The sequence below is a fragment of the Mesorhizobium sp. WSM4806 genome (assembly GCF_055811635.1).
Genome location: NZ_JBVVQZ010000008.1, coordinates 84379 through 96819, shown reverse-complemented (window position 1 = coordinate 96819; position 12441 = coordinate 84379). Strand labels below are relative to the sequence as shown.

9 protein-coding genes are annotated in these 12441 nt (G+C 59.0%); 2 read left to right on the top strand and 7 right to left on the bottom strand.

Translation table 11 applies throughout. The features are described from left to right. Positions 1–50 precede the first annotated feature (50 nt). On the top strand, positions 51–1763 hold the full coding sequence (locus tag AC0L2M_RS14355; protein ID WP_128167988.1) for an HAD family hydrolase: 1713 nt from the start codon (positions 51–53) through the stop codon (positions 1761–1763). A 162-nt stretch (positions 1764–1925) separates the two neighbouring features. Here AC0L2M_RS14355 and AC0L2M_RS14350 read toward each other — a convergent pair whose 3' ends face one another. Beyond that, complete coding sequence (locus AC0L2M_RS14350) at positions 1926–2372, bottom strand: TIGR02588 family protein (protein WP_023801355.1); 447 nt, start codon at positions 2370–2372, stop codon at positions 1926–1928. Beyond that, a complete protein-coding gene (locus AC0L2M_RS14345) occupies positions 2369–3127 on the bottom strand; it encodes a TIGR02587 family membrane protein (RefSeq protein ID WP_245277751.1) in 759 nt (252 codons plus the stop codon). Before AC0L2M_RS14345 ends, AC0L2M_RS14350 begins: the two co-directional genes overlap by 4 nt. Positions 3128–3411: 284 nt before the next feature. Here AC0L2M_RS14345 and AC0L2M_RS14340 point away from each other — a divergent pair, with 284 nt between their 5' ends. Continuing rightward, on the top strand, positions 3412–3855 hold the full coding sequence (locus tag AC0L2M_RS14340) for a PPC domain-containing DNA-binding protein (RefSeq protein WP_023801352.1): 444 nt from the start codon (positions 3412–3414) through the stop codon (positions 3853–3855). A 508-nt stretch (positions 3856–4363) separates the two neighbouring features. On the opposite strand, the gene AC0L2M_RS14335 is transcribed toward AC0L2M_RS14340, so the two are convergent. From AC0L2M_RS14335 to AC0L2M_RS14315, 5 genes are all read right to left on the bottom strand, one after another. Further along, entirely contained in the window at positions 4364–5926 is a 1563-nt protein-coding gene (locus tag AC0L2M_RS14335) for an adenylate/guanylate cyclase domain-containing protein (protein ID WP_473535186.1), read from the bottom strand. A 25-nt stretch (positions 5927–5951) separates the two neighbouring features. Next, positions 5952–6323, bottom strand: coding sequence for a response regulator (locus AC0L2M_RS14330; RefSeq protein ID WP_031255744.1), 372 nt, complete (start codon positions 6321–6323; stop codon positions 5952–5954). 49 nt (positions 6324–6372) lie between these two features. Next, positions 6373–9105 (bottom strand): hybrid sensor histidine kinase/response regulator, encoded by a 2733-nt coding sequence (locus tag AC0L2M_RS14325; protein WP_473535185.1) that lies wholly within the window; start codon positions 9103–9105, stop codon positions 6373–6375. Beyond that, positions 9102–9863 carry a Tll0287-like domain-containing protein gene (locus AC0L2M_RS14320; protein ID WP_031255742.1) on the bottom strand — a complete coding sequence of 254 codons (762 nt, stop codon included), beginning with the start codon at positions 9861–9863 and terminating at the stop codon, positions 9102–9104. The genes AC0L2M_RS14325 and AC0L2M_RS14320 overlap by 4 nt, the downstream gene beginning before the upstream one ends. A 1178-nt stretch (positions 9864–11041) precedes the next feature. Beyond that, positions 11042–12316, bottom strand: coding sequence for a DUF763 domain-containing protein (locus AC0L2M_RS14315; RefSeq protein WP_473535184.1), 1275 nt, complete (start codon positions 12314–12316; stop codon positions 11042–11044). Positions 12317–12441: the final 125 nt, after the last annotated feature.

Below are 12441 nucleotides of genomic sequence, written 5' to 3'. Positions count from 1 at the left end.
CTCGCCTGTGGCGGAGGTAGCGGCGATCTCAGATATGAAATGGTCGACAGATGTATTTCATTGCCTTGGCGACGGACTATGACGGCACGCTGGCGCACGATGGGATCGTAGTCGAAAAGACGCTTGCAGCCCTCGAACGATTCAAGAAAAGTGGCCGCAAGCTCATCCTCGTCACTGGCCGCGAACTGCCCGACCTCAAGCGGGTTTTTCCCGAACTCGGCGTGTTCGACAAGGTCGTCGCCGAAAATGGGGCGTTGATCTACACGCCTGCCAGCGAGGAAGAACGTGCGATCTCACCGGCGCCGGCGCCGAAATTTGTCGCCAGTTTGAAGAAACGCGGCGTCAAGCCGCTTTCAGTCGGACGGTCGATCGTCGCGACCTGGGAACCACACCAGGCAACAGTTCTTGAGGTCATCAAGGAACTCGGGCTGGAGCTGGAAATCATCTTCAACAAGGGCGCGGTGATGGTGCTGCCCACCGGCATTAACAAGGCAGCCGGGCTGGCAGCCGCACTTGAGGACCTCAAGCTGTCGCCACACAATGTGGTCGGTATTGGCGATGCTGAAAACGATCATGCGTTCCTGCGGGCCTGCGGCTGCAGCGTCGCTGTCGAGAACGCCCTTGCGGCGGTCAAGGATACAGCGGATCTTGTAACGCGCGGCGCACGTGGAAAGGGCGTCGAGGAACTGATCGAAAAGCTGGTAAAGCGTGATCGGGAATTTGTCCGAAAAGCCCGTGACGGCATCCTTCTCGGTTCGGTCGGCGGCGACGAAGTCTATCTGACGCCGACCGACACGGTTCTGATCGCCGGAAGCTCCGGCATCGGCAAATCCACCTTGGCCACCGCGCTGACGGAACGCTTCGTCGAGAACGGATTTCAATTCTGCGTTTTCGATCCGGAAGGCGACTATGATGGCCTCGAAGGCGCCGTCCGGGTAGGCGATGCCTCAAGCGAACCGACAAAGGCACAAGTGCTCGACCTGATCGAAAAGCCCGACACCAATGTGGTCGTCAACGGGCTGGCGTTGCGGGTCAACGAGCGACCAGGCTTCTTTGCCGACCTGCTCCCCGGTCTTGGCAATTTCCGCTACCGTACGGCGAGGCCGCATTGGCTGGTCATCGACGAGGCGCATCATCTTCTGCCCAAGAGGCGCGACGACACGCGCGCCATCCTGTCGTTGGAATTGCCGGGCACTGTCCTGATCACCGTTCATCCGGAAGCGATCTCGACCGACGCCCTGCGTCTGGTCACTGCCGTCATTGCGCTCGGTCCCAAGGCCAAGAATGTCATCAAGGCCTTTTGTCAGGAGACGGACACCAAGCCGCCAAAGGATATTCCCTCGCCAAAAGGCGAGCGTGTGCTGTTCTGGCGGCCGCAAGCCCGCAAGAAAATTGCCATGGTCAAAGCGATCGAGCCGCGCCAGTCGCTCAAGCGTCACAGCCGCAAATATGCAGAAGGTCAACTCGACGAGGCCGGCAGCTTCTATTTCAGAGGTCCCGACAACGCGATGAACCTCCGGGCCCACAACCTGATGATCTTCGCTCAGATTGCCGAGGGCATCGACGACAGAACCTGGGAGCATCACCTGCGCGCCGGCGACTATTCCGAATGGTTTCGCCGACAGATCAGGGACAAGGATCTGGCGCGCGAGACCGCCGAGGCGGAAAAGGACGAAATGCTCTCGGCGCAGGAAAGCCGCAAGCACGTTCTGGATGCGGTGCGTCGCCGTTATACGGCTCCTGCCACCGCCCCGGAGGAATAGAGAGGAATAGGGTGCGAAAGGATCGCCCACGCACATCATTCTCGGAGGCACCGGCCGTGTTGGTTCTCTGCAGCCATGTCGCTTTTACAGCAGGGCGAAGCAGTGGCCGGTTGACCGCGTCATCCACGCCGAGTTCCCTTTCATCCATGGCGTTTTGACTGGTCAGGGTTCACTATATCCAATGGCAAAGAGGCGCAGGTCATAGGCCTCGGGATCGCGACGAAAGATCAACGCGCCCTTCCGTTGGGAATTCTGTGGGACATAGTCGAGCGTAGCGCTGCTATCCTCGACGACCTCATCGCCGTTGCGGAGCTCACCTTTGATCTCGACAGCAGCAACTGATTTCCCCGCCCTGTTTGCAGCGGCGAACTCGACCACGTAGCCCCCCTCGGTGACCGCGACCGCGAGCGGCACCACAACGATCCGGGCGGTCCCATCGCGCGTGCTCACGCCATCGACGACAAGATAACCGAGCACGGCAAGCAGGACTACGGAGCTTATGCCCGCCACGACCCACTCCGTGACCGAAGTCCCGGGTTTGCGTGTCTTTGCTTTGTTATCGGACTGCTGCTTCTGTTGCTTGTCGCCTTTTGCCGGGTTCCTTGTCACAGAATGAGCCTCGCAACCGCCGCCCCGAGCGCGCCAGGAAACGATAGAACCACGACTGCACTAAGTGTCTCCGAAAAGCCGGCGCCATCGGTCCTGCCGAAGGTCCACAAGATGTAGAGGTTCACAAGCATCACCAGGACATAGCCGACGATCGCATAGCGAAAGAAGATGCTGACGAATCCAGCGCCTGGCTCGGGACTGTGCGAGCCGCGGAATTCGAACTCATAGACGAAGGCGTGCATGAGAGCGAGGGTGACCACCACCAGGGCGATTTCCTGCCAGGGCTCCATCTTGTAGGCGATGAGGACGACCTCTTCCGTTGGTGCGATGTTCACCGATAGAAACAGCGCTCCGACCACCATCAGGAACAGCTCTCCGGTGTAGCCGGGCTCGGGAATGTCCTCCTCCTCCAACAAACTCGGGCCGAGCTGAGCGCGTGCCAAGGATGCCCCGAGACTGCCCGGGACAATTTGCACCGCAATTTTGCCAATCACCTCCCGTAGCGGCATTTCGGCGGTCACGATGCCGAAAATAAACAACACCGCCGTAGCCGCCACAGCGGCCACAAGTATCGCCACAAAAGCATCGGCGATGCGGTCGCGCAGCGCCACCGTGTGACGAAAGCCTCCGTACTTGTGCAGCAGCACCAGCATTGGCAAAGTGACAGCGAGGAACAGGGCGAGCCGCAGTGGGTGAAGGTGAAAGCCCAGCGCCCAGGCCTCCATGGTCATCAGCACCGGGGCGGCGAAGATCAACGCTCCGGCAAAGGCACGGCCAAGACCAATCCAGAACTCACGCGGCGTTAGCGCATGCCTGACGATGATCTCGGTTGGCGCCACGTCCGCTCCTCAGAGATAGCCTGCGGGGAACAATGTTTCCTGGACAATCTTGTTCCGCACCGCTGCATCTTCGCCACAGCCGAACGGCGCTGCGATGTTCAAAGCCAAGCCAAACCTGTTGGGAACTCGCGAGCCAGCTTTCCGTTCAACCTCTCGATCGAATGACAACCCAAAGCCGACACAGCGTCTGGAGTGAAATCATGAAATCGCAGCTCGTCGCCGAAAGCGCCGGACAAAGGACGTTCGTTGTGGTGCTTGATCCCGGCGAGGAAGCGTTCGCGGCGCTCACATCTTTCGCTGTCGATAACGATATTGGCGGCGCCTCGCTGACCGCGCTCGGCGCCTTCGAAAAGGCGACTGTCGGCTGGTTCGACATCGAGGAAAAAACTTATCGGAAAATCCCGGTGCTGGAACAGTGCGAGGTGCTCAGCGCGATCGGCGACGTTGCGATCGGCGACGACGGCAAGCCCAGCCTTCACGTCCATGCGGTGCTCGGATTGCGCGACGGCAGCACGAAGGGCGGACATCTGCTCGATGGCATTGTTCGGCCTACACTCGAAGTCACTTTGGTGGAAACGCCTGGTCATCTGCGCCGCAGAAAACGTCCGGAACTCGGCATCGCCTTGATCGATCTGGATGCCTGAAGCCAAGCGCGGATCAGGCTAGTGGTGAAAACCTGACGCTTGGTCCCCGAGGTTAGACAACCGCTTTGGGTGGGAAGCCTAGTTCGTTTAGCCTCCTGAACGAGCAGAGAGCGCCATAATCGGACTTGCGCGGCCATCGCTATGGAGGTCGCGTCTCGGACACGTTCCGGACGTATCGTGCCACATAGATCAGCACCCGTGTCGCGATAGCTCTTGCGTTATTCTCGACCATCACAGATGGATGAACTTCCGCTTGGAGATGCGGCGGAAGCACAGAAAGCCCGTCTCGACATAGGCCTCCAGTCTCGCCAGCAACCCATGACCTAAATTCGATATGGATGGGACGGGTGGTGGTAGCCAAGTCCGCCGAGCCTAACCCAGTCATGCTGATGATGACACGGACGCTGGTTAATCTGCTCTTCGATTCGCGAATGCTATGGTAGTGATAGCCTCTCAACGCCGGTGCCGTAAGCTACTCGCTTACGCGTCGCTTTGAGGAAATCAGACATCAGTGTCGAACGAGATAGGTTTCCATCGTGCCGACGCCTCTCAGTTCCACAGTGCAGCGCGGTTCTAGCTCCCAAGAGTCGTGCAAAGCGCGTCTGGTTGCCTCCGAGATTTGCATGCGGTCGGCTACGCCCTGGGATTCGAGCCGGCTTGCGATGTTCACGGTTTCGCCCCAGACATCATAGACGAACCGATGTCGGCCGATCAGACCGGCGATCACCGGTCCGGTGTGTACGCCGATTCGGACGCGAAAACTATCGCTGCCCGACGCCAAGAGCCTCAACGAGTCCAGCATGGACTTTCCCAGCGCCACGGTCCTGTCGGCGTGATCGGCCGCCGGCTCCGGAAGACCACAAGCGGCCATATACGCGTCTCCGATTGTCTTGATCTTCTCCACGGAATGCTTCTCCGCCAGCGCGTCGAACATGCTGAACATCCGGTCGAGGCGCTTGATAAGGTCGGATGCCGGCAATTTCGCTGCGATAGGCGAGAATCCGACAATATCGGCAAAAAGGATGGTCACTTCCTCGAACCGGTCCGCAATGATCTCCTCGCCCCCTTGCAGCCGCGCAACGATTTGACCGGGCAGGACGGCATGTAGAAGCGAGTCGGCCCGCCGCTTTTCCGCCTCTATCCGCTGAAGATACTGGTGCTCGCGGTCGCGCCAACGCTTTTTCTCCAGACTGGAGTTGATCCGGGCGCGCAACAGGACCGGATTGAATGGTTTAAGCAAGTAGTCGTCGGCTCCCGCCTCGATGCAGCGGACCACGGCGTCGACTTCGTTCAGCCCCGAGATCATAATGACCGGGATGTGCCGCCACCGGCGCTCAGCTTTCAATCGCGAGAGCACCTCGATGCCGTTCATGTCCGGCATCAGTATGTCCAACAGAACAAGGTCGAATTCATATTCCGCAAGGCGGGTCAGCGCGGACAGGCCTGACTCGGCAGTGACTACCTGATGACCGTCGTGCAGCAAGCGGCGCGAGAGAAGATCGCGGTTACTGCCGATGTCGTCGACGACAAGTATTCTACCGCTGCGTCCTGAGAATGCATCGTGCTCCGTCTTGCCGAGCGCCCTTTCAAGCCCTGCTGCATCGATCTCTGCCTGATCCGTCGTCCACAGCGCTTCGTTGTCGCTGGCGCGCGATAGGCCGGCAATTGCATCGACATGCGCCAACAGCTCGGCCGCAGCCGCGAGCATCACCCTGACATCTTCGTCCAATGCGTGTTCGTGCAATTCTTCGGCTGCTTCAAGGATCATTTCGGAATAGCCGATAATCGCGTTGAGTGGTGTTCGCAAATCGTGGCGCAGTTTCGCCTCGATCTCGCGCCCTGCATGGTCCGGACAGTCGGCTTTGCCATGGATCAAGCTGTCGATGAGGCTGTTCAATTGCCGGGCAGCGGCGCCGACCCTCTCAAGATCTGGAGTGATGTGCACCAGACTATGGTTCTGCACCTGTTCTAGCAGCAGTTCCTGAAATCCCGAGATTGCCCGTGCCGGTCCAGCAAGCCGCTGCGCCAGATGGGCGGCTATTGCGTGGCGTTGGAACTCGTTGGCAGTCATGTCTCCAATCCGCCGACTCGGCGGCTCACGGATTTGCGGCAAGCAATTGTTCGATTTTCTGGACAAGCCTCGGCAGGTCCACCGGCTTGCTGTCGTAGTCATCGCAGCCGGCCTCAAGCGCCAATTCCCGATCGCTGGTCATAGCATGCGCAGAAAGCGCGATTATAGGGATCCCCGAGGTGGCCGGATCAGCCTTGATCCGCCGCGTCGCCTCCCATCCGTCCATCACGGGCAGGCTCATATCCATAAGGATCAGATCCGGTCTTTCCGAAATGGTTAGTTCCACGCCGGATTGTCCGTTTTCCGCAATAAGCACTTCGAACCCACGCCGCGACAACCGCCGCGAGAGCATGTCGCGATTCATTTCGTTGTCTTCCACCAGAAGGATTCTCGTCATCTTCGGCCTCTTCTAACGATGGGTCAACGAACTGAGATGCCGGGCCAACCTACTCGGCCGCGGAAATCTGGCGTTCGAGCGCCTTGACCAATTGAGACCTGCTGTTCGCGCCCTTGGTCACAACGGCAACCGCCCTATCGCGGAGCCATTCGAGCTCGTTCATCGACAGATCTTTCGAGGTAACTACGACCACCGGAATATTCTGCAGTTCGGGCGTCTGCTGCATCTCACTCAATGTCTGAAACCCGTCCATTTCGGGCATCAGCAGATCAAGCACCACCAGGCGCGGCAACAACCGTTTCATCAGGCCAAGTCCGCGCGCGCCGTCGCTTGCCTCGTGAACCCGCCAATCCTTCTTGATCAGGATACGCCGAAGGAAATCGCGGGAGGCTTGGTCGTCATCAATTACAAGCACATCGCGGTTGCCACCGCCGCAAGCCTCAATTGTTTGAATCAGCTTCTCGGTGTCGATCGGCTTCGTCAGGTATTCAACCGCCCCGAGTGAGAGGCCGAGTTCGCGATCTGCAAGTATCGTCGCAAGGATCACAGGAATCTCGCAAAGCTCCCTATCGTTCTTCAGAGATCGCAGCACTGACCAGCCGTCCTGATGCGGCATGATGATGTCGAGAATGATCGCCGCGGGGCGATGCGCTCGAGCAGCGGCTATTCCTTCCTCGCCGCTTGCTGCTTCGAACGATGCCAGTCCCGCCTCCGCCAAGGCCCTGGCGATGACGGTTCGGGCGGCTGGTTCATCATCTATGATCAGAACCGCCTTGTCTCGTGGCGGCAACGGCACAGCTTCGGAGGGGTGTTGCTCGCCAGATTCTTTTTTGAACTCGGCTGGAATCTCCATTGTGAAGGTCGAGCCTTTTCCGAGTTCGCTCTCGACCTTTACAACGCCTCCGATCATTCGGCTAAAACTCCGGGTTATGCTGAGGCCAAGCCCCGTTCCGCCATAGTTGCGAGTGGTGGATGCGTCCGCCTGCGTGAAAGCGTCGAAGAGCCGTTCCTGCTGCTCCGGCGTCATCCCGATCCCGGTGTCGGACACTTTGAATATCAGCCAATCGCCCTTTGGTCGTCTGTCGCGACGCACCGTGAGTGTTACACGACCCCCTTCGGTAAACTTGGCGGCGTTGCTGAGCAGGTTAAACAGGTTCTGACGCAACTTCGTCTGATCCGAATGCATTTTCCCGAGGTCGTCGTCGAGGTCCAGTACGAAACCGTTTCGGTTTTTCGCCATCAGAGGCGCGACTGTGGCCTGGACGTCGCGCATCAAATCGGCGACGACGAACGTTTCCAAGAAAATTTCCATCTTGTTCGCCTCGATCTTTGACAAGTCGAGGATGTCGTTGATGAGCGCCAGGAGATGGCGACCAGCCGCGGCGATCTTCTCCAGTTCCGGAACGAGTTCCACCATGTGCTGGTCGCTCGCATCTTCGATCAGCATCTCGCTGTAGCCAATAATCGCGTTCAGCGGCGTACGCAGTTCGTGGCTGACGGATGCGACGAAGCGGCTCTTGGCTTCATTCGTCGATTCAGCACGGCTCTTGGCGCGCTCGAGTTCGTCTTGTCTCTGTTTCAATTCCGTGATGTCGGTGTAAACGGCGACCGCGCCGCCGTCAGGCGTTTTTCGCCTGCTTACGCGAACCCATCTGTCGCCGAACCGATCCTCACAGACGAAGCCCGCCGGGTCCTTGTGGATGTGTAACCGCTGGGCAATCCACTCCTCCGGCGACGCGCCCGCAAGGTCGACTTGCCCGCCCGCCAGGCGTTGCTCCAAGATTTCTTGAAAGCTTTGCCCAGGAAGAGAAGCTCGCGCATGGTCAGGGAAGAATTCGCAAAATTTGCTGTTGGCCAGGATGACCCTGTCCTGCGGATCGAATAGGACAAATCCGTCAGAAATTGCCTCAAGCGCCGCTGCGATCGTCCGTCTTTGCTGCTCCGCCTCGTCTTCCAGTCGTTTCTTTTCAATCGCGCCCGCGCGAAAAAGTCGAAGCGTCCGCGACATTGCGCCGAGTTCGTCGCCTCCCTCAATCGGTATTTCAATATCGTAGCGTCCTTGCGTCAGTTCGCCGATGACCCGGTTCAGCCGCCGTAACGGGCCAATGATCGAGCGAAGAACAAGGATTGTAAGAAGCGACCCAATCAACAGCACGATGATCACCAGAATGGCAGCGGTAGTCGCGGTTTTCTGGGCTAGCCTTACAGCCTCGTTGCGAGCAGCTTCTGCCTCGGCGCTCACTTCCTCGACAAGTTCGTTAAGGGCGGCATCGACATTCGTGCTGTGGGTTCGCGCCTCCGCCAGGAGAGCGTTTCCAATGATGCGGTTATCCTGAGTATAGCTGTCCGCCGCCTCTAGTGCCCTTTTGACATAGTCATCGATCTCGACACGGATTTCCCTCACTGCATCGGGGGATGATTTCGAAAGGCCGTCCAGTTGGTCCAGCAGTCGCTCACGCGCCTGCTCGGCATTCCGCTGGGAGTTCATTAGCAAGCTGACCGACAAATCGGTGAGCCAGTATCGCAATTCGCCGAAGGTCACGTGCGCCGCAGCCGCATTCGCCGCGAGATCGAACAATGCCTTAGTGTCTGCGGTGCGGTCGGCACTGCGATAAAGCGCCTGCGTGAGAAGGATGGAAGATACGATGAGACTAATGAGGCCGGCCGCTGTCAGTGCAGCTACGCGGGCCGCGATCGGCAGACTGGCAAGGCGACGTCCCAGGGATTTCGACGGCGCCGGTATGGCTTCCACCTCGTGGGGTGTCTGTTCCAGGACGCTCATTTGAACAAGACGATGCTGATTGCGCCCCCCAAATCGCCGGCTTTTCCGCCCTCCTTGGGATATCCAGTTATGTCGATCTCGCCCTTCGGCTCGCCGTGGCAGGAAAGGCACGACTCCGTATAGTATTCGGGCAGGAGCATTCGAAATGCCGGGCGTCCCTCCACCTCGGTCACATCCGTGTAGGCTTCGCCCTTTGCTTTCTTCGGATCTGAGAAGACGCTTACGATGATGCTGGCTTCCCAAGCGTCCGGAAGAGATTTGCGGTTGCGCACGAGTTGCTCGGGCGCTGTCACGCGCACCAGAGCTTCGTTGCCAACCTTGGCGGCGAATTTCTCATTCAACAGACGCGCGAAAACGGCCGGCACGAAGCCCTTGAACCCGATCCCAGCGCGGTTGATGTCATCTTGCTGCTCGTCCACCACCTCCCGCATAGCCCCAATCTGGGCCTCAAGCAGACGCCGGTCGCGATTGGTCAATTCGCCGGAAAACGGGTCCTGGCCGGTGTTTTTTGAGTAAACGGCGATGGCCTCGCTCGCGAACCGCTCGCTGTCGAGGTGCTTGTCGCCAAGTGCTGGATCGTTGATTAGTGTCTGATAGTTGGAGACAACGCTTCGCCCCGCGCGAAGCAATTCCGCAAGTCGGATTCCCATCGCGACATCTTCAGTATCTCCCGCTCCCATGGCAGCCGACGCGAGGAAAGCGCAACCGACAAGAGCAACGCCAATGCTTCTCCGCGTCAAGGTTGACAGGGCGAACATCTCTCCATCCCGTCGAAGGAAGCCAAACAAAAAGTATAGCACGACGCAGGCCGATAGCGTAGCGACAAATGCCCATGCGCAAGCGGTGAGAGAAGGAACGAAGCATCCGCCGCCGCTCCGAAGCGGCCCTGGCCCGCAAACCCGTTTTTGCCGAACGTCTCTTGACCACCCTGGGTGGAGCACCGAGAGGTTAGCGGTGGATTTGTCAAGCTTGCCGTTAAAATATAGCTTGCTAAAGCTATAAAATTAGCTTTGAAATATATATTCGTTGTGTTCGAGCGCAACCTCACGCACCGTAAACTTAGCATAGCAATTGTTTGTAGAAGAAGATGATGGTTCTGGCCTTATATTGTCGGCCGGCACAACCTATGCATGTCATCTTGATCGCTTGATGAACCATCATCGCTGAAAGGAAACAGAACTATGTTACGAAAAACAATCAGCATTTCAACCCTCGCCGGCGCGGTTGCAGTCGCTGCCGCCGCGGTGCGCCCAGCCGGACGAGACCGATAAGTTCGGAATTGAGACGAGTCAGACGCTACGTAACCGGTCCTTCTCGCGGTGAATACCGCCAGTGCCGTTCCGTGCCGTGTGTTCGAGCCGATGATTAAGATGACTTCGATGTGGACGAGTTTTCATAATGGCACCATTGGCTACATTCGCGGATGGTTCCGCCTTCGCGCCGAGCGAAAAGCTATGTGGATGATAACGGACGGGTTGAGCCGGTCACCGGATGACATTCTTAACGACATTGGTATCTCGCGCGACGAAATCACGTGCGCTTTGTCAAAGCGTCCCAATCCGAGTTCCGGGTCGGGTCGGAATGCGGCCGGCCCATGATTTGTCCAGCCCACAGTATCTGCCATGTCGCATGCCAAGGTCTCATTGTCCCCGCGGCGGCGAGTCGAACCGACCCCGAGTGATCACGGCGCTGGCCGATCGGTTACCTGCTCGCAGATCGTGATTCAGTGGCTCGTCGCTCCACGACTGCGCAACAATGACAGCATTCACCCCCTGTGCGGACGTTGAAGCGCGATGTCAGGAAGGTCGTTACGGGTCAAGGCTTCCCTTCAATTTCTCCGACAGAAGGGCAGAGAAGGGTCGAAATCGGTATTTCGTTTTGGGTATCAAGCGTCAGATTTTCACCACTTGGTCCGCTGAACTGCGTTCCGGTCCGATCATCCCTTTTGTTTGATTTGTTTAGCATCCGCGGGCGGCTCGGGTGCGGCCTCCCAGCCGAACACGCTGCGGCCGCCGAGCTGATGCGACCGATCGAACTCTCCGGCGACGATTTCCTTCAGGCTCGGGCCGGTGACATAGCGTTCGACCTGCCGCGACTGCTCGTCCAGCCGCTTCAAGGCGCCGAGTTCTTCGTCGCGACCGAGCCTGGCCTTGTGGACGGCCGACTTCAGGACGCCGATCGTTTCGTCATAGACTTTCAGCGGCACGGGGAACGGATGCCTGTCCTTGCCGCCATGTGCCAGCGAGAAGCGGCCGGGATCGGAAAACCGGCATGGCGCGCCATGCAAAACCTCGGCGACCAGCGCCAGCGCCCGCACCGTGCGCGCACCGACGCCGGGTACCAGGAGAAGTTCGGAGAAATCGGCGGGGCCACGCTCGGCAGCCGCCGCCATGTTGCCATGAAGACGACGCATGATGACATCGGTTTCGCGAACGTCGTGGTGCGCCGGCATGACCAGGTGCGGCAGCATTGGCTGGTCGGGCTCCGGTGCGGCAGCCACGTCACGTTCGAGCGCGGCGAACTCCCTCAGAATGCGATCCGGTCCGAGGTCCTGCAGGAGATCCAACTGTCCCTTGCGCGAGGCATCGGCCCGGCGGTCCGTCAGGTTGACGATCTCGCCCTGGTTGGCGCCTTCGATGGCGGCATGCGGCTGGTCGACAAAACTCTTCAGGCCTTCGGACAGCCAGTGATAGCGGCGCGCCACCTTGCTGTCGCCGTTCATGCCCTGCTGTACCACGACCCAGTCGCCGTCATCGGTGACGATAAAGCCATGCAGATAAAGGTCGAAGCCGTCCTGGACGGCGGCGCTGTCAACCTTGGCGACAAGCCGGCTGGCCATCGCCAGGCCTGTTCCGTCGAAGCCGACGCGCTCGCCGATGGCGGCAAGCTCATGCGGGGTCTTGCGCGAATGCGCGCCGCGGCCGCCGCACACGTGAATACCGAGTTCGCCGGAAAGCGGAGCCAAACCACGTTTGAGGCCGCCGATGACGCTGGTCGTGATGCCGGAGGAATGCCAGTCCATTCCCATGACGGCGCCAAACGATTGAAACCAGAAGGGATGCGCCAGCCGGCGCAGCAGCTCTTCGCGACCGTAATGGTGAATGATCGCCTCGCACATGACGGCTCCAAGGCGCGTCATACGGTCGCCGAGCCATTTCGGCACGCGTCCGCCATGAAGTGGAAGGTCTGCGCTTCCCGATCGTTGTGCCAAATTTTTCTGCCTGTTCCGACCTATGCCTTGCGCTCAACAGATAGTATAGAAAGCGGCGTGAAGAAGCGATGATGCCGGTCCGTTTGGATTACAAACTGATCGCAATTCAATTCAGCTGGGCCACT

Excerpts from the sequence above, each read along its gene's own strand:
- AC0L2M_RS14355 (WP_128167988.1), top strand. The coding sequence starts at position 51 with ATGTATTTCATTGCCTTGGCGACGGACTATGACGGCACGCTGGCGCAC.
- AC0L2M_RS14340 (WP_023801352.1), top strand. The coding sequence starts at position 3,412 with ATGAAATCGCAGCTCGTCGCCGAAAGCGCCGGACAAAGGACGTTCGTT.
- AC0L2M_RS14335 (WP_473535186.1), bottom strand. The coding sequence starts at position 5,926 with ATGACTGCCAACGAGTTCCAACGCCACGCAATAGCCGCCCATCTGGCG.
- AC0L2M_RS14330 (WP_031255744.1), bottom strand. The coding sequence starts at position 6,323 with ATGACGAGAATCCTTCTGGTGGAAGACAACGAAATGAATCGCGACATG.
- AC0L2M_RS14325 (WP_473535185.1), bottom strand. The coding sequence starts at position 9,105 with ATGAGCGTCCTGGAACAGACACCCCACGAGGTGGAAGCCATACCGGCG.
- AC0L2M_RS14320 (WP_031255742.1), bottom strand. The coding sequence starts at position 9,863 with ATGTTCGCCCTGTCAACCTTGACGCGGAGAAGCATTGGCGTTGCTCTT.